Annotated in this window: 12 protein-coding genes; 3 read left to right on the forward strand and 9 right to left on the reverse strand. The window is 76.1% G+C overall.

Translation table 11 applies throughout. The features are described 5' to 3' along the window. Both MY520_RS22180 and MY520_RS22185 read left to right on the forward strand, forming a co-directional pair. Positions 1 to 1,272, forward strand: a 1,272-nt coding sequence (locus tag MY520_RS22180; RefSeq protein WP_436694740.1) for a hypothetical protein, incomplete at its 5' end; no start/stop codon positions are given. Next, on the forward strand, positions 1,269 to 2,345 hold the full coding sequence (locus MY520_RS22185; protein WP_436694741.1) for a glycosyltransferase family 4 protein: 1,077 nt from the start codon (positions 1,269 to 1,271) through the stop codon (positions 2,343 to 2,345). The genes MY520_RS22180 and MY520_RS22185, both read left to right, overlap by 4 nt. Before the next feature lie 8 nt (positions 2,346 to 2,353). Here the strand turns inward: MY520_RS22185 and MY520_RS22190 are convergent, their stop codons facing one another. Further along, on the reverse strand, positions 2,354 to 3,235 hold the full coding sequence (locus tag MY520_RS22190) for an MOSC domain-containing protein (protein WP_436694742.1): 882 nt from the start codon (positions 3,233 to 3,235) through the stop codon (positions 2,354 to 2,356). Between the two features lie 3 nt (positions 3,236 to 3,238). Then, a complete protein-coding gene (locus MY520_RS22195) occupies positions 3,239 to 3,871 on the reverse strand; it encodes a LysE/ArgO family amino acid transporter (RefSeq protein WP_436694743.1) in 633 nt (210 codons plus the stop codon). Positions 3,872 to 3,943: 72 nt separating this feature from the next. On the opposite strand from MY520_RS22195, the gene MY520_RS22200 reads away from it, so the two are divergent. Further along, positions 3,944 to 4,837: a LysR family transcriptional regulator ArgP gene (locus MY520_RS22200; protein WP_436694744.1), complete on the forward strand. Its 894-nt coding sequence runs from the start codon at positions 3,944 to 3,946 to the stop codon at positions 4,835 to 4,837. Between the two features lie 9 nt (positions 4,838 to 4,846). Here the strand turns inward: MY520_RS22200 and MY520_RS22205 are convergent, their stop codons facing one another. From MY520_RS22205 to MY520_RS22235, 7 genes are all read right to left on the reverse strand, one after another. Beyond that, positions 4,847 to 5,173 carry a GYD domain-containing protein gene (locus MY520_RS22205; RefSeq protein ID WP_436694745.1) on the reverse strand — a complete coding sequence of 109 codons (327 nt, stop codon included), beginning with the start codon at positions 5,171 to 5,173 and terminating at the stop codon, positions 4,847 to 4,849. Positions 5,174 to 5,264: 91 nt separating this feature from the next. Continuing rightward, the gene (locus MY520_RS22210; protein ID WP_436694746.1) at positions 5,265 to 6,524 is read right to left on the reverse strand and encodes a hypothetical protein; all 1,260 of its coding nucleotides are present in this window, start codon (positions 6,522 to 6,524) and stop codon (positions 5,265 to 5,267) included. A 105-nt stretch (positions 6,525 to 6,629) separates the two neighbouring features. Further along, positions 6,630 to 10,199 (reverse strand): PKD domain-containing protein, encoded by a 3,570-nt coding sequence (locus MY520_RS22215; RefSeq protein WP_436694747.1) that lies wholly within the window; start codon positions 10,197 to 10,199, stop codon positions 6,630 to 6,632. Positions 10,200 to 10,397: 198 nt separating this feature from the next. Beyond that, positions 10,398 to 14,954 (reverse strand): PKD domain-containing protein, encoded by a 4,557-nt coding sequence (locus MY520_RS22220; RefSeq protein WP_436694748.1) that lies wholly within the window; start codon positions 14,952 to 14,954, stop codon positions 10,398 to 10,400. Between the two features lie 284 nt (positions 14,955 to 15,238). Then, a complete protein-coding gene (locus tag MY520_RS22225; RefSeq protein WP_436694749.1) occupies positions 15,239 to 15,898 on the reverse strand; it encodes a hypothetical protein in 660 nt (219 codons plus the stop codon). After that, positions 15,895 to 16,692, reverse strand: a complete 798-nt coding sequence (locus MY520_RS22230) for a CDP-alcohol phosphatidyltransferase family protein (protein WP_436694750.1) — start codon at positions 16,690 to 16,692, stop codon at positions 15,895 to 15,897. The genes MY520_RS22225 and MY520_RS22230 overlap by 4 nt, the downstream gene beginning before the upstream one ends. Continuing rightward, positions 16,689 to 17,972: a DUF1972 domain-containing protein gene (locus MY520_RS22235; RefSeq protein ID WP_436694751.1), complete on the reverse strand. Its 1,284-nt coding sequence runs from the start codon at positions 17,970 to 17,972 to the stop codon at positions 16,689 to 16,691. Before MY520_RS22235 ends, MY520_RS22230 begins: the two co-directional genes overlap by 4 nt. Between the last annotated feature and the right edge of the window lie 46 nt (positions 17,973 to 18,018).

Genomic DNA, 18,018 nt, shown 5'->3' on the forward strand with positions numbered 1-18,018 from the left:
CGCGGCGCCGGCCCGGCAGCCGGTGGCCGCCGCAGCCCGCCCCCGGCGGTGACGCCGGCGCGCCCGTCCCCGCTGCGCGGCGCCGGGGCCCGGTACGCCGTCGCGCTGCTGCTGGTCGCCAGCACCGTCGGCTGGCGGCGCGGCCAGTACTTCTCCGGGTCGCTGGACCCGGTGGTCGTCGCCAAGGCCGCGCTGAGCGTCCTCGCCGTGGTCCTGGCGCTGCTGGCGGCCTCCGCCGGTCCCCGGCGCCGGCTGGGCACCGGCACCTGGTGGGCGGCCGCGGTCCTGCTCGGCAGCTCCGTCTTCGGCGCGCTGACGCACGGCAGCCTGCTGGCCGGCGCGATGGTCGCCGCCCGGGTGGCCGTGCTGGTCGTCGCCGTCACCTGCCTGCTGCGGACGGCAACCGTGCGCCAGGCCGCCACCGCGCTGGCCGCCGCCTGCGGGACCGTGGGTCTGGTCGCGGCCGCCACCGGCCTGCCGAGCGCCGCCACCGGGCGGCTGGCGGGCGGGCTGCCGCCGCTGAGCCCCAACGAGCTGGCGCTGCTGGCCGGGATCGTGGTCCTCGTCGTCGCCTGGCTCGTCGTCCTGGGCGAGCGGCACTGGTGGAGCGCGCCGGTGGTCCTGGGCGCGCTGGCGGTCGTCTGGGCCACCGGCTCGCGCACCGGCCTGCTCATGCTGCTGCTCGGCCTGGCGGTCGTCGCCGCCCACCTGCGACGTCCGCCGGTCGGCCTCGTCGTCGGCGGCCTGGTGCTGGCCGCGGTCGCGACGGTCGGTGCCCTGACCACCGGCGTCCTCAGCGGCTTCGCGGCCCGCGACGGTGCGGGGACCAGCACGCTGGAGTCCCGCTTCATCGCCTGGGACGCCGCGGGCACGTGGGCGGAGAGCGGCTGGCAGCTGGTCTTCGGCGGCGGGCTCTCGGTCAAGGTCATCGAGGTCCGCGGCCAGTGGTGGGACGAGCAGCCGCTGGACAGCAGCTGGGTCTCCGCGCTCGTGCAGGCCGGGCTGCTCGGGCTGCTGGCCGCCCTGGTGTGGGCGGTGTGGACGGTGCGCGGTGCGCTGCACGCGCCGCGGTCGCACCGCGCCCTCTTCCTCGGGCTGCTGGTGTTCCTGCTCGGCCGCAGCACCGTGGAGAGCGGCCTGTTCGACGCGACCCCGGCCTTCCTGTGCCTGGTCGCGGTCTCGCTGCTGGCCGAGGGCGGATCCCGCCGGCGGCTGCGGGAGGAGCTGCCCGCGCCCGCGCCCGCGGCGCGGGAGGAGGTACCGGTCCGGTGAGGGTGCTGTTCGACGCCTACTGGTGGGTGGAGGGCCAGCCCTCGGGCCGGCGTGTGGTCGACTCGTTCGTCCGCACGTGGTCGGCGACCCGGCCGGACGACGAGCTGACCGTGGCGGTGCCCCGCCGGCACGTCGACCGGGTGCGCGAGCTCGTGGGGGACGCGCCGATCGGCATCGCACCGGTGCGGCTGAACCCGCACGGGGTGAGCGTGCTCGCCGAGCTGGGGTCGGCGGCCGACGCCGACGTCGTGATCGCGCAGAACTTCACCCCGCTGCGGACGCGGGCGCTGCGCGCCACCTTCATCCACGACCTGATGTTCGACGAGCACCCCGAGTTCTTCACCCGCCTCGAGCGGCTCTACTTCGCCGGCATGCCCTGGTCGGCCCGCCGTGCCGACCTCGTGCTCACCTCCACTCGCGCCGAGGCCGACCGCATCGCCCGCGTGCGCCCGGGGCTCGCCGCGAAGGTGGTGCCGGTCGGGCTCGGGGTGCCGGAGTCCTTCCGCTCCCGCCGGGCCACCGACCCCGGCCTGGGGCTGGCACCGGGCGGATTCCTGCTGTGCGTCGGCCGGCTCAACGCCCGCAAGAACACCGGCCGGCTGGTCGAGGCGGTCCTCGCCGCCGGCCTGGTGACGCCCGACCGCCCCCTGGTGGTGGTCGGCGAGCCCGACGGCCTGGCCGCCGCCCGGCACGATCCCGGTGACCGCCGGGTGCGCTTCGTCGGCGGGGTGGACGACGGCGCGCTGGCATGGCTCTACGGGAACTGCCGGCTGTTCGTCTTCCCGTCCCTGGACGAGGGCTTCGGCCTGCCCGTCGTGGAGGCCGGGTTGTCCGGCGCCCCGATGGCGCTCAGCGACATCCCCGCGTTCCGGGAGCTCGCGCCGGGGGCCGCGTTCTTCGACCCGCTCGACCCGGCGTCGATCGCCGCGGCCGTCCGGACCGAGCTCGCCGGTCCGCCGAGCCCCAGCCCGGCCGTCGAGGTGCCCGCCTGGACCGAGGTGGTGGGCCGCATCCGCGCGGCCGTCGAAGAGCGACTCGAGGAGCGACTCGAGGAGCGACTCGCCCTCCGCTGACCGTCCGGTCAGGCGGAGCGGACGGGTGCTCCGACGCGGATCTCGCCGTCGGTGAGGACGTCGGCGCGCAGCCCGCCGCGGTGGATCAGCGGCCGGATGACCCCCGGTCCGCTGAGCCGGTCGAGGTGCACGCAGGGCTCGCACAGCCGGCGCCCCTCGCACAGCACGTCCCCGATCCGGAAGCGCCGCCCGACCAGCGCGTTGACGTCGATGCCGCGGGTGAGGACGTTGCGCCGGGTGCCCGCGAAGTCCAGGTCGTGCCCGGCCGCGGCCAGCTCGTCCAGGATCTCGGCGGCGATCAGCGTCAGGTCGTAGCCGGGGCGGCGTCCGGCGCGGGGACTGAACGTGCCGGCCGCCGCGGCGTAGCGGTCGCCGTCCAACCCGCGGCCGGCGCGGGCCTGCGCGACCTCGAGCAGCCGCATCGGCGCCTCCGCGGTCGGCGCCACGGCCAGGCCCTCGACGGTGCCGCGCAGCTCCGGCGCGCCCTGCGGCCGGCGCAGCACGGGATCGAGGGAGGCGACGGCGTGGGCCTCGCGGATGCGCAGGTCGGCGGGAGCCCGGCCCAGCAACGCGGGCGCCTGCGGGCTGAGGACGACGCCGGGCGGCGTCCCGAAGGCCAGCACGGCCACCCCGGCGCCCGGACCGGCCGGGTCCTCGACCACGGCGATCCACCAGCCGGCCCACTGGAAGCGCGCGGGGTCGGCGATGGGCACCAGCCCCGACCCGTGCCCGGCCAGCCAGCTGCGCCAGGCGCCCAGTGCGTGCGCCAGGTCGTCGTCCGGCAGCGGCACGTCGGTCACCGGCACCTCGGTGACCGACGCCAGGCACGCGGCGAACCCCCGGACGAGCGCGCCCGCCGGAGGTCCAGCCGGCAGGTCGACGTCGATCACGCCTCAGGCTCCCACGACGCCGCGCACGGCCAGGGAGACGGCCAGGGCGGCCATGACGACGGCGATGCCGCCGTCGAGCACCCGCCACGCCGTCGGACGGGCGAACACCGGCCGGAGCAGGCGGGCGCCGTAGCCGAGGCCGGTGAACCAGACGGCACTGCCGAGACCGGCACCGGCGGCGAACTCCCACCGGTGCTCGCCGTACGTCGAGGCCATCGAGCCGAGCAGCACCACCGTGTCCAGGTACACGTGCGGGTTGAGCCAGGTCAGCGCCAGGCACGTGCCGACGGTCACCGCCAGACCGGTGCGGGCGCCGGCGGCGTCGGGCAGCAGCGCGCCGGGCCGCAGCGCCCGCCGCGCGGCCATGGCGCCGTAGCAGAGCAGGAACGCCGCCCCGGCGAAGCACACCACCGGGATGAGCCACGGCACCCGTTCCAGGGCCGCGCCGGCGCCCAGCACCCCGGCGCCGATCAGCGCGACGTCGGAGAGCGCGCACACCGCCACCACCGCGGCCACGTGCTCGAGGCGGAGCCCCTGCCGCAGGACGAAGGCGTTCTGGGCACCGATGGCGACGATCAGCCCGAGGCCCAGCGCGAGCCCGGACGCGACGGCGAGCAGCGCCGGAGGGGTGAGCACGCCGCCGACGCTAGGAAGGCGGCCGTCCGCCGTCCAGCTAATGGTTCTCACGCATCATTAGAGTCACTGTTCATGGAGCTGGACCTCGCCCAGCTGCGGGCCCTGGACGCCACCGTCCGCGGCGGCACGCTGGAGGCCGCCGCCCGGGCGCTGCACGTCACCCCGTCGGCCATCAGCCAGCGGCTGCGCGCACTGGAGGTCGCCACCGGCCGGATCCTCCTGGTGCGGACCAGGCCGGTGCAGGTCACCGAGTCCGGACAGGCCGTGCTGCGGCTGGCCCGGCAGGTCGACCTGCTCACCGCCGACGTCGCCCGAGAACTGGGCGACGACGCCGCGGCCGAGCGCGTGCCCACCCTGCCGATCGCGGTCAACGCCGACTCGATGGCCACCTGGGTGCTGCCCGCGCTGGCGCCGCTGGCCGGCGACGTCTGCTTCGACCTGTACCGCGAGGACCAGGAGCACACCAGCGCCCTGCTGCGCGCCGGCACCGTCATGGCGGCGGTGACCGCGGACGCCGAGCCGGTGCCCGGCTGCACGTCCACCCGCCTGGGCGGGATGCGCTACCGGCCGATGGCCTCCCCCGGCTTCGCGCGGCGCTGGTTCCCCGCCGGCCCCACGCCCGAGGCCCTCGCCGGTGCCCCGGTCGTCGTCTTCGACCGCAAGGACGACCTGCAGCACCGCTACCTGCACGCGCAGGCCGGTCCCGACGTCGCTCCGCCGGTGCACCACGTGCCCGCGTCGGCGGACTACGTCGCCGCGGTCACCCTCGGCCTCGGCTGGGGCATGGTGCCCGACCTGCAGGCGCGAGGGGTGGAACTGGTCGCCCTCGACCCGGCCGCCGCGGTCGACGTCGTCCTGTACTGGCAGCAGTGGCGGCTGCGCGCTCCCACCCTCGACCGCGTCCGCGAGGCCGTGCTGGCCGCCGCCGGCCGCGACCTGGACCAGCCCGGCCGGTCCGGGCGCTGATCAGCGGGGCTACGCCCCCGGCGGCCGGTACCGCACCTGCTTGGCCTTGCCCAGCGCCTCCAGCGTCTCCTCGACGGTCAGCAGGACCGTCGTCTCCACCGGACTCAGCGCGCCTCCGCTGGCCAGTGCCACGGTCACCGCCGCCATGGACACGTTGTCGGGGGCCTCCCAGAGCGTGTACCCGTCGTGCGGCCCGAAGGCGTACCAGAACCCGTGCAGCGTCCCGCCGACCGACTCGATGTACGTGCGAGCCGCCTCACGGCGGTCCTCCGGGTTGTTGATCAGCCTGCCCCACGTCTCCGGGGTGTAGCTGAACCTCGTCAGGTAGAGCGGCATCGTCCGGCTCCCTTGTCCGCCTGGTGTGCCCCCGAGGGAGGCCGACGCTAGACCCGGACGGCGGGCCTCCGGGAGGCGGCGAGCGCGGTCCTCAGGCCGGGACCGGCACCGGCCGGACCGCGGCGTCCGGGCGACCGGCGAGCGGGCGCAGCACGGCCTGCCGGACGGCGACGGCGACCAGCAGCGGCCCGATCGCCAGCGCGAGCGGGGCCCACACCTCGCTCCCGTCGACCAGGGCGACCAGCGCGACGACGACCGCGAGACCGACGGCCTCGAGCAGCCGCAGCGCGAGCACCCGCCGCTGCCGGCGGTGCACGGTCGCCAGCACCGAGTACGGCAGCAGGACGGCGCCGGCCACCGCGTAGGCGCTCCAGCCGGCGACGGCCGCCACGGGCACCGCGTACGCGCCCCCGGTGAGCAGCGGCGCCACGACCGGCTGCAGCGCGACGCTGAGTGCCCCCAGCGCGGCGACCGCGCCGGCGAGCCGCAGGACCGCCCGGTCGGCGGCCCGCAGCTGGTCGCCGGCCGGCCGGTCGCGGATGGCCACGGAGTGCGGCAGCAGGAACGAGCCGAGGCCGGTGACGAGGACCAGCGTGGGGGCCGTGTAGACCCGCGCGGCCTCGAGCGGGCCGTACGCGGCGGCACCGGCCAGCCCGACCACGGCCAGCCGCAGGCCGGTCAGCAGCGCCGGGCGGACGGCCTGGGATGCGGCCCGCCAGGCGCCGAAGCCCCAGACCCCCGCCAGGTCCGGCGCCCGCCACGGGCCGCGCGGCCGCTCGGGAGCCGGCAAGCCCGCCCAGGCGACGGCCGACGCGCCCGCCTGCCCGACCAGCAGGGCGAGGAAGAAGGAGGTGAGGGTGAGCCGGCCGGTGGCCGCGCAGGCGGCCAGGGTGCCGGCTGCCAGCAGCAGGCTCGTGCCGTCGACGGCGGGCAGGGACCAGAACCGCCCGGTGGCCATGAGCAGCCGGCGGAGGGTGTCCTCGAGGACGAACGCGGTGACCGCCAGGCCCAGGACGGCGGCCGCGGCCGGCCGGACGACGTCGGTCGCCACGGCCAGGAGGCCGCCGGCGGCACCCGCGGCGACGGCGACGGCCGCGGCCCACACGTGCAGGGCGGCGCGGGTGCCCCGGTCGTGCCGGTCGAGGACGGTCAGCGAGTCGCCGACCAGCCCGCTGACCAGCGCCGTCACCAGCACCACGGCGCCGTACACCAGGGCGAAGGTGGCCAGGCCCGCGGCGCCCAGCCAGCGGGCGGCGGCCACCGAGAGCACCAGGCCGGCGACGGCCTGCGTGACCTGACCGGCGACCGCGCCGGCGGCCGGCCGCCGGGCCAGCCGGAGCAGTCGGGTCATCCTTCGATCCTCCCAACGGGTCGGGTGGACCGGGAGCGGTCGCACCCCGGACGGGTGAGGCCGGCTCCCCGTCGTGGGGAGCCGGCCTCGGTCCAGCGGGTGCGGTCAGCCGATCGCGGTGACGCCGAACGTGGTGAACCGGACGGCGGTCGCGGCGGTGCTGCTGCCCGGGCGATGTGCCGCGAGCCCGACCGACCCGGCCGCCTGCAGCGCCGCGGTGGCGTCGGTGCGGACCAGCTGCGGCGTGCCCGGCTCGGCCGTGCCGGCTGCCCAGACGGTGGCCCGCACCTCGGTGGTGCCGGTGCCGGACACCTGCAGGCGGACGTCCAGCGTGCCGCCGTCGGTGTAGGTCAGGCCCGGGACGACGACCTCCCCGCCGGGGAAGGCCTCGGTGCCGCCCGACACCCGGGACAGCGCCAGCCCGACCGACCCGTCGGCCTGCACCCGGACCCGCACCCGGTACTCCTCACCGGACCCGACCCGCCGGCCGGTCACGTACACGTACGTGCCGTTGCCGGTCGGCATCGAGGACAGCGAGAACGAGGTGCGGGCGTCGACCGCCGTCGCGGCCACGCCGTCCAGGTGGGCCGCGGTGTTGTTGCCCGCGGCGGGCACGGCCAGCTCGGCCACGCCCGGGGTCACCGACTGCCGGCCCGCGCCCACCGAGGCGACCCAGGTGCCGCCGACGTCCGCCGTGCCCAGGCCGTTCTGCACGGTGCGGTTGAAGGTGTCCTTGGCGATGAGCTCGGAGCTCACCGGCGTGGTCACCACCACCTGCTGCTCGGTGACGGCCGTGGCGCCGTCGTCGTCGGTCACCGTGAGGGTGACCGGGTAGGTGCCCGCCGCGGCGTAGGTGTGCTCCGCCGTGGCGCCGGTGCCGGTGCCGCCGTCCCCGAAGGTCCAGGCGTGGCCGGCGACGGTGCCGTCGGCGTCGGTCGAGGCGGCGCCGTCGACGGCGAGGGTGAGGCCGGCGGCCGCGGTGGTGAACGACGCCGTCGGCGCCTGGTTCGGCGGCGCGGGGGCGACCGTGACCAGCCGGCTGGAGACGCCGGTGGCGCCCTTGTCGTCGGTCACCGTCAGCGTGACGACGTAGGTGCCGGCCGCCGCGTAGGTGTGCTGCGCGGTCGCCCCGGTGGCCGAGCCGCCGTCGCCGAAGGCCCAGGCGTAGGAGGCGATCCGGCCGTCGGTGTCGGAGGAGGTGCCGGCGTCGAACGCGGCCGTGAGCTCGGCGGTGGTGCCGGTGAAGCGCGCCGCCGGGGCCGTGTTGGCGGGGGTCCCGGTGCCGCCGGCCGCGGCGTGCGCGGCGATCTGCGTCGCCGACAGGGCGGTGCCGTAGAGCGCCACCTCGTCGATCCGGCCGGTGAAGGTGTTGACCCCGCCCATGCCGCTGTCGCTGCCGACCCGCAGGTGACCGCTGTAGGCGAGCCCCGAGGTCGTGTCGGTGCGCGACCCGACCAGCTTGCCGTCGACGTAGAGCGCCATGCCGGCCGAGCCGAGCGTCGCGGCGACGTGGTGCCACTTGCCGTCGTTGAAGGAGGCGGTACTGGTGACGGTCGTCGGCAGGTTCCAGAACAGCACCCGCCGGTTGACGCCGAAGACGACCCGGCCCTTGGCGTCCAGGTAGACCTGGCGGTCGAAGGTGGAGCTGGTGCCGGACTTCGCGTTGCCGAAGCCGAGGAGCCGCCCGCCCGAGGAGGAACTGGTTCGGAACCAGGCCTCCTGGGTGAAGGTGTTGGGCGCCGCCGTGGCGGTCGGCGTCGACAGGGTCGCCGTCGCGCTGCCGTTGAAGGAGTAGGCGGTGTCACGGTCACCGGTCGGGGCGCCCTCGGCCCCCCGGGTGACGCCCGACCCGACCGTCAGGGCGGCGCGGCCCTGGGTGTCGGCGGCCGTCGTCCCGGCGGCGGTCTCCCCCAGCCGCCAATACGACTGCGGCGAGTCGGCCCGGACGGCGTCGGCGTAGCGGGTGGTCTGCGCGCCGGTGACGGCCGCGGCCACCTCGACCGGCGCCCACTCGGTGGCGACGGAGGTGCCGAACGGGTCGGTGGCGACCACCCGGTAGCGGAGCGAACCGCTGACGCCGGACTCGGTGGCCGACATGGCCGGCCGCTTCCACCAGGTCGAGGTCTGCACCTGCTCGGCGACGGGCAGCGCGGCGCCCTCCCGCTCGACGCGGTAGGTGAGGGTGGCGTTGTCCTGGTCGCTGGTGGCGGTCCAGGAGACCGTCACCTGACCGGCGGCCGGCGAGGTGACCGCGGCGGTGAAGCCGTCGGTGCTCGGGCCCACCCGGTTCGGCGCGGTGGCGGGCACCGCGTAGCGGACCAGCCCCTGCTGGCCGGCGCCGTTGACCCGCGGGAACTCCCCGGCGTAGACGAGGTACTCGCCATTGCCGGTCACGTGCCAGCCGGCCTGCCCCTGGCCGGTGACGGTGCCCGGCGTCATGGTGGGGAACCAGGCGAGCTGCGTGCCGGCCGGCTGGCCGCGGAAGTTGGCGTTCTTCAGCGTGCTGGTGCCGACCTTGCCGGTGGCCGCGGTGCTGTAGGCGCTGGCGAACTTGTGCACCCGCGGGTTCTGCTCGGGGAAGCCGCCGATGTTGCCGCAGTCGTGGGTGTGGCTGGCGACGTAGAGCGCGCCGTTCATGGCGTGGCTCGAGTAGGTGTCGCCGCGGCACTCGTTGACCTCGACCACCGTGCCCCCGTCGGCGCGGACCGCGAAGGAGCCCTCGAGGTTGCCCGGCCCGTAGTAGTCGTAGGCGGTGCCGTACACGACGTCGCCGTCGGTGGAGAGGCTGTAGACCGCGGAGTTGACGCCCTGGTTGGTGATCATCTGGTTGATCGCGAACGGGCGGTTGACGCCGGTGACCGGGTCGAGCGCGGCGACGCCGGTGGCCTTGCTGCCGTTCATGGAGTCGAAGCGGCCGGCGGCGACGACCTGGGTGCCCCCGCCGGTGACCACCAGGGAGAGGACGGCGTCGCTGGTGCCCTTGGCGCCGTTGGTGTTGCCCGCGGTGGAGCCGACGCCGGGCACCGGCGCCCACGGGAGCAGCCCGCCGTCGGAGGCGCGGACCGCGGCCAGCCGCGAGCGGCTGACGCCGCCGACGGCGGTGATGCTGCCGCCGAGGTAGACGGTGTCGTCCGTGGCGGCGATGGCGCGGACCTGGCTGTTGATGCTGGGCTTCCAGGTGGCGACCAGGCTGCCGCTGGCGGTGTCGAAGGCCGCGACGCGACGCCGGACCTGGCCGTCGACCTCGGTGAAGTCGCCGCCGACGTAGATCCGCTTGCCGTCCGGCGAGGCGGTCACCACGAGCACCTGCCCGTTGAGGACCGGCGCGAACGAGGTGACCAGCTCCCCGGTGCGGATGTCGTAGGCGAGCAGGTTGGCGCGGGGCATCTCCTGCGTGCCCGCGGCGGCACCGGCCGGCCGCGCGGAGCTGAAGGCGCCGCCGACGTACACGGCGTTGCCGACGACGGCCTGAGACCAGGCCACCCCGTTGATCTGGACGGTGGGCAGCGCGTCGGCGCTCACCGTGACCGGCGCGGCGGCGGAGACCTCCCCCACCGGCGCCGTGTCGGCCGACGCCGCGGCCGGCGGCAGCAGGGCGAAGACGCCCGCCCCCAGTGCCACGGTGACCAGACCGGAGATGACCCGCTTCGGCGCAGGCGCCGACGATGTGCTCATGCCGTTCCCCCACTGCTCGACCGCCCACCACGGCATGCGATGGGCGTGTACCGAGAGTGACCATGTCACTGGGTTCTGACCTGCAGGTACACCCATTCCGGTGACGGACCGTGTTCCTCCCTCCACCGAGGGAGGTCGCTGTCACCAAGCGTGAGCGGGGAGCGACGGTCGGCGAGAACCGCCGTCGCCCCCCCCGGCTCACTCCGCGGCGGTCACCGCGAGGGTGGTGAAGCGGACCGTGGTGGCGGTGGTGGTGCCGCCGGGCCGGTGCACGGCCAGGCCCACCCCGCCGGGCGCCTGCAGCGCCGCGGTCGAGTCGGTGCGGACCAGCTGCGGCGCCGGCTCCGGCGTGCCCTGCGCCCACACCGCACCGGTGACCTCCGTGCCGCCCACGCCGGCCACCAGCACCCGCACGTTCAGCACCGTGCCCGGCGTCCAGGACAGCCCCGGGACCACGACCTCCCCACCCGGGAAGGTCTCACCCCCGGCCAGCCGGGACAGCGCCAGCCCGACCCGGCCGTCGGCCATCACCCGCACCCGCACCCGGTACTCCAGGGTCGCGCTCACCCGCCGGCCGGACACGTACACGTACGTGCCCGCCCCGGTCGGCGCCGCGCTCAGCGCGAACGCCGTCCGCACGTCGGCCGAGGTCTGCGCCACCTCACCCAGGAACGCCGCGGTGTTGTTGCCCGCCGCCGGCAGCGCGAACTCCGCCGCACCCGGCGACACCGACAACCGGGTGCCACCCACCGACGCCGACCACGCCCCGCCGACCTCAGCGACCCCCAGCCCGTTCGACACCGACCGCCCGAAACCGTCCCGGGCGAGCACCGCCGGTCCGGCCGGCGGCTCCTCGGCCGGGGGCTCCTGGACCGGCGGCGCGGTCACGGTGACCTGGCGCTCCGCCGTGCCGGTGGCCGCGTCGTCGTCGGTGACCGTCAGCCGGACCGTGTAGGTGCCGGCCGCGGAGTACGTGTGGGTGGCCGTGGCCCCGGACCCGGTGGACCCGTCGCCGAAGTCCCACGCGTGGGCGGTGACCGTGCCGTCGGCGTCGGCCGACGCCGAGCCGTCGACGGCCACGCCGAGCCCGGACACCGCGGCGGTGAGGGCCGCCGTCGGGGCCACGTTGGCCGGCGGCTGCTCGACCGGGGGCTCCTCGGCCGGCGGCTGCTCGGCGCCCCCGCCCGCGCCGACCGCGGTCACCGCGACGGGCGAGAAGCGGACGGTCGTGGCGGTGGTGGTGCCGCCGGGCCGGTGCACGGCCAGGCCCACCCCGCCGGGCGCCTGCAGCGCCGCGGTCGAGTCGGTGCGGACCAGCTGCGGCGCCGGCTCCGGCGTGCCCTGCGCCCACACCGCACCGGTGACCTCCGTGCCGCCCACGCCGGCCACCAGCACCCGCACGTTCAGCACCGTGCCCGGCGTCCAGGACAGCCCCGGGACCACGACCTCCCCACCCGGGAAGGTCTCACCCCCGGCCAGCCGGGACAGCGCCAGCCCGACCCGGCCGTCGGCCATCACCCGCACCCGCACCCGGTACTCCAGGGTCGCGCTCACCCGCCGGCCGGACACGTACACGTACGTGCCCGCCCCGGTCGGCGCCGCGCTCAGCGCGAACGCCGTCCGCACGTCGGCCGAGGTCTGCGCCACCTCACCCAGGAACGCCGCGGTGTTGTTGCCCGCCGCCGGCAGCGCGAACTCCGCCGCACCCGGCGACACCGACAACCGGGTGCCACCCACCGACGCCGACCACGCCCCGCCGACCTCAGCGACCCCCAGCCCGTTCGACACCGACCGCCCGAAACCGTCCTGCGCCAGCACGGCCGGTCCGGCCGTGGGTGCCACGGTCACGTCGCGGGTGGTGGTCGCCGTGGCACCGTCGTCGTCGGTCACGGTCAGCCGCACCGTGTAGGTGCCGGCCGCGGAGTAGGCGTGCGACGCGGTCGCGCCGGTGCCGGACGTGCCGTCGCCGAAGTCCCAGGCGCGGGCGGTGACCGTGCCGTCGGCGTCGGCCGACGCCGAGCCGTCGACGCGGGCGACCAGCCCGGTCGTCGTCGCGGTGAACGCCGCCGTCGGCGGCTGGTTCGGCGGGGGCACGACGATCGCGACCGGGCGGGTCGTGGTCGCCGTGGCACCCCTCGCGTCGGTCACTCGCAGCGTCACCGTGTAGGTCGCCGTGGCGCGGTACTGGTGCGCCACGGTCGGGCCGGTGCCGGTGCTGCCGTCGCCGAAGTCCCAGGCGTACGAGGCGATCGCGCCGTCGCTGTCGCTCGAGCCCGAGGCGTCGAACGACGCCTCGGCGTCGGACACGCTGGCGAGGAACGCGGCGGACGGCGCGGCGTTGGGCGCCGTCCCGGTGCTGCCGAGGGCGTGGTGCCGCGCGACCTGCTCCGCGGTCAGCGCCGCCGGGTACACCGCCACCTCGTCGAGGCGACCGTTGTAGTACGGCGTCGACGCCCATGGCCGGTCCGCGCCGATCCGCCAGAAGCCCGTGATGTCGTAGGCGCCGGTGGTGTCGGCGCGGGAGGCCACCAGGCGCCCGTCGACGTACAACGACATCCCGTCCGGTCCGACCGTGCCCACGACGTGGTGCCAGGTCCCGTTGTTGTAGACGGCCGGGCTGGTCAGGATGCGCGGGGCGTCCGGGTACACCGCGAAGTTGACCCGGCCAGCGGGGTCGAGCCAGATCTGCCGGTCGTTGTCACTGCTCAGCCCGGTTCGGGCGCTGCCGAAGTCCATGATCACACCGCCGGCCGTCGTCCGGGTCTCGAACCACGCCTCGACGCTGAAGGTGTCGGGCCCGCGCACGGCCGTCTGCGAGCCGAGTGAACCGGAGGTCCCGTCGAACCAGGCCGCGGTGTCCGCGTCGCCCTGCAGTCCGCCGGGCCAGTTCAACTGGACCCCTGGCGTCATCGTGCTGTCGTTGGCACCGGCCTGGCTGTAGGCGATGGCACCGGAGCGCTCGCCCAGGGGCCAGTACTCGGTGGCGCCGTCGGCGTGCACCGCGTCGGCGTAGGCACGGGCGGAGCCGGTGCCCGAGACCGCGACCGTCGCCGTCCCGAGGTCGACCTCGTTGCCGTACGGGTCGGCGGACACCACGCGGTAGCTGTGCGCTCCCTCGGCCACCGCACGGTCGGTCCACGCGAGCACCGGACGCTGCCACCACGACGACGGCCGGCTGAACCGGGCGACCGGCGTCGTGGCCCCGTCCCGGAACACCGAGTACGTCAGCGTGCCGTTGTCGTCGTCGCTGGCCGCCTGGAAGCTGACGCGGACCGCGCCGGGCGCGATGGCGGTCGCGGCAGTCGGTGAGCCGGCGGTGGGACCGACGGCGTTCGGGGCGAGCTCCGGCATGGCGAAGCGGACCAGGCCCTGCTGCGCCTGCCCGTTGACCCGCGGGAACTCCCCGCCGTAGACGACGTACCGGTCGTTCCCGCTGACGCTCCAGCCGCCCTGGAACTGCCGGGTGTACTCACCCTGGGCGAAGCTCGGGTACCAGGTGAGGACCGCCGGCGCCGGCTGCCCGGTGAAGTTCAGGTTGCTCTGCGCGACGATGCCCACGGAGGCCGCCGGGGAGAGGCTCAGCGCCGTCGCCCGCTTCCAGACGCGCGGCTCCTGCTCGGGGAAGCCTCCGATGTTGACGCAGCTGTGGGCGTGCGAGGCCAGGTACAGCGCCCCGCCGGTCGGGAACCCCGAGTACGTGTCGCCGCGGCAGTCGGCCACCCACCGGAGCCGCCCGCCCACCGCGTCCGCGGCGAAGGAACCCTCGAGGTTGCCGGGACCGTAGAAGTCGTAGCCGGTCCCGTAGACCGCGTCGCCGTCGGTCGACAGGCTCCAGACGGCCGAGTTGTTGCCGTGGTTCGTGATCAGCTGGTTGGCGGCGAAGGGGCGGGTGGCCCCGGATCCGGGGTCCAGCGCGGTGACGCCCGTGGCCTTGACCCCGTTCATCGCGTAGAACCGCCCGGCCACCACGACCTGCGAGCCGCCACCAGCGACCACCAGGGCCATCACCTCGTTGGAGGTGATGGCGTTGCGCGCAGCGTCGCTGGTGTTGGGGATGGCGTTGCCCTTGGCGTCGAAGAAGGGCAGTCGGTTGCCGCTGGTGGGACCGACACCCGGCACCGGCACCCACGGCAGCAGGCCGCCGTCGGAGGCGCGGACCGCGGCCAGCCGGGTGCGGCTCACGGCGCCGACCGCGGTCAGGCTGCCGCCGAAGTAGACGGTGGAGGCGGTGGCCGCGAGCGCCCGCACCTGGCCGTTGGCGCTGGGTGCCCAGGTGGCGACCAGGGCGTGGGTGCGCGTGTCGTAGGCGGCGATCCGGTTGCGGACCTGCCCGTTGGCGCGGGTGAAGTCACCGCCGACGTAGATCCGCGAGCCGTCCGGCGAGGCGGCCACGACCAGCGCCTGGGCGTTGAGGTCGGGCGCGAAGGACTGGACCAGCTCGCCGGTGCGGATGTCGTAGGCGAGCAGGTTGTTGCGGACCGTCTCCGAGGTGCCCGCCGGGGCGCCCGCCGGGCGGGCCCGGGTGAACGAGCCGGCCGCGTAGACGGTGTTGCCGACGACGACCTGCGACCACACGACGCCGTCGATCTGGACGGTCGGCAGCGGGTCGGCGGTGACGGTGGCCGGGTTCGCGGCCGACGGAGTGGCCGGCGCCGAGTCGGCGAGCGCGGTCCCGGGTGCCAGGAAGGCCAACCCGCCGGCCATGAGCAGCGTGCTCAGGACCCCCGACACCAGCCGCTTCGGCGCAGCCGACAACCGTTCCCCCATGGTGCTCCCCCGTCGATCGTCCCCGTGTGCAGCGTCCCGATGGGACGAGCGCCGAACACTAAGCGTCACGATCGACGGTCGGCCAGGGTGATCACCCCGCCCGATCCGGTGACGACCTGCGCATTTGTGCAGGTCAGGGGCGTTCGACACTCACCCACCGTGACCGGCGAGCCCCCTCCTCCGAGTGAGCCGGCCGGCGGGTCCCGGACGCACGACGGCCCCCGCCCCACCGCGGTGCGGCGGGGACGGGGGCCGGTCGGACGGCGCAGGGGTCAGGGCGCCGAGCCGGTGAACAGCAGCAGCGGGGCGCCGGCCTGGTAGCCGACCTCGACGGTCACCCGGTCGCGGGCGTCGGCGGGGACGCTGAACACGTACACGCCGTCGGCCGACTCCCCCGGCTCGAGCAGGCCGGTGAAGGCCCGCTGCGCCTCGTCCTCCAGGGGCGAGGCCGGCGTGCGGTCCGCTCCGTAGGAGGCGTTGACGGCCACTCCCCCCAGGGACACCGGCTCCTCGGTGCCGTTCTCGATGCTGACGGTGATCCGCAGCGCGGGGCCGGCGATGTTGCCCGGGCCGACCGCGGTGCCGTCGACCGCCTCGAGGCCGGCGATGCGGGCGACGATGCCGTTGCCGACGGCGGCCGGCTCGTCGAGCGCGACCTCCGGAAGGGCCGCCGGCAGCTCGTCGACGTCCTCCGTCGGGCCGGTCGGCTCGGGCGTCGGCAGGGGGGCCGGGACGGTCGCGTCGGCCGGGGTGGAGGTCGCGGTCGCCGCCGACGACGGCGATTGCTCGTCCTCGTTCCCGAGCACGAGCAGCAGCGCCACGAGCGCGGCCACGAGCAGCGCGGCGGCGCCGGCGACGAGCAGGCCGCGGCGGCCGCGGCCGGGGAGCTCGGGCGGGGAGGCCGGCGCGGTCGCGGGGGTCTGGGTGGTCACGGTGCGGTCGTCCTTGTCGTCGTCGTCGTCGTCGTCGGGGCCCGGCTGGGCAACCGGTCGATCTCGCCGAACCACTTCCGGCAGGCCAGGGCCAGGTAGCCGGCCGTGGCGAGGAAGAGCAGCGAGTAGGCGGAGAAGAACAGGGCCGGAGCGCCCATGAGGACGAACACCCAGCACAGCAGGCCGTAGTCGGTGGGCACCACCAGCAGCGACCGGAGCACGCTGGGCCGCTCGGCGGTGCGCTGCGCACGGGTCGCCGCGCCGTGCCGCTCGCGGAGGGCCTCGTTGAGCATCGTGCCGAAGAACAGCACCGCGGCCACGACGCAGAACCCGAGCGGCACCAGGAGCAGCGGTCCGCGGTCGACGGTCTCGACGCGGTACAGCGACACCAGGACGGCGAGGTGCAGGCTCGAGGTCTTGGCCGCGTCGACCATGTGGTCCAGCCACTCGCCGGCCGGGGAGCCGCCGCCACGCAGCCGGGCAAGCTGGCCGTCGGCGGAGTCGAAGGCGTAGCCGACGGCCAGGCACGCCGACACGGCGACCCCGGTGCCCCAGCCCGGCCGGGCGAGGGCGAGGACGGCGATGCCGGTCGCGGTGAACGCGGCACTGATCGTGGTGACCGCGTTGGGGGTGAGCCGGACTCCGAAGGCCAGCGCGGCGAGCAGCCGGCCCAGCCGCCGGTTGACGAAGCGGGAGTAGGCCGGCGCGCCCTGCGCTCCCTTCTGCGCCGTCCCCAGGCGGCGCAGGGTGTCCCCCAGCCCCGCCGGGGGCGGGGCCGGCACGGTCGCGGTCACTGCTGACCGGCCAGCAGCTGCTCCACCGCGGGAGCGGCGGCCGGTGCGGGCACGGCCGGGGTCACCGGCGGCGGCACGGCCCCGGTCACCGGCGGCAGCTCGGCCGGCCGGTGCCAGGAGGCGGGTGCGTCGGCGGCGGTCGGCCTCCGGCGCCCGGAGGGCCGGCGCCCGGGGAACCGGCGCTCGGCCAGCACGCGGGCCAGCTCCTCGTAGCCGGCGGCCACCTGGTCCCAGTCGTAGCCGCCGGCCAGCTCGCGCGCCCGCCGGCCGGCGCGGGCCGTGCCCTCGGGGTCGGCCTCGACCGCGACCACGTGCCCGGCGACGTCCTCGGGCGTGCGGAAGTAGCGGCCGGCGTCGGCGACGACCTCGCGGTTGAAGTCGACGTCGAACGCGGTCACCGCCGCGCCGGCGCCGATGGCGCGCAGCAGCGAGGGGTTGGTGCCCCCGACGGAGTGCCCGTGCAGGTAGGTGGCGCAGTTGGCGTAGAGCTGGTCGAGCACCTGCTGGTCCCAGACCCCGCCGAGGAAGCGGACCCGCTCGTCGGCGAGCGCGTGCACCCGGCGGGTGTACGCGTCGGCGTACGGCGCGGAGCCGACGACGACCAGTGGCTTGGCCGCCGCGCTGGCCGCGTACCCCGCGACGATCAGGTCGACGTGGTTCTCCGGCTCGAAGCGGGCGACGACGAGGTGGTAGCCGCCCGGGACGAGGTCGAGCTCGGCGAGGCGGTCGGCGCCGGGGTCGATGAGCGGCGCCCCGTAGGTGAGCAGCGTCGTCGGCGCGGCGAAGGCGTCCCGGTAGTAGTCGGCGATGCCCCGCGCGTCGGCGATGAGCGCGTCCGACCAGCGGACGGCGAGCGCCTCGGCGACCCGGTAGTAGCGCCGTCCGGTCGGGCCCCACTTCGCCCGCTTCCACTCCAGCCCGTCCACGTGCGTGGCGACCGGGATGCGGGCGGCGCGCAGCGCCGGCAGCAGCGGCGAGTTGGCCGCGTTGAAGACGAACGCGGCGTCCGTGCGGTGGGTGAGCAGGTGCCGCACCGACAGCGCGGTGTGGCTCAGGGTCTCCAGCGCGCGCCGGCGCGCGGCGGGCAGGTGCACCAGCTCCATGCCGAGGTACCCGGCCGGCGGCGGCTCGGTCGCACCCGGCGGGGTCCGGCAGTAGACGACGACCCGGTGCCCGCGGTCGGCGAGACGGCGTCCCACCTCCTCGACGGCGGTCTCGAAACCGCCGTACCGGGCGGGGACACCTCGCGTCCCCACCATGGCGATGCTGAGCGCGTCCACCTGGCCTCCGATCCCTGCCTCCGAGCGGACGGCGGGGGCCCCTGCG

The sequence above is a fragment of the Geodermatophilus sp. CPCC 205506 genome (assembly GCF_051383635.1).
Taxonomy (GTDB): Bacteria; Actinomycetota; Actinomycetes; order Mycobacteriales; family Geodermatophilaceae; genus Geodermatophilus.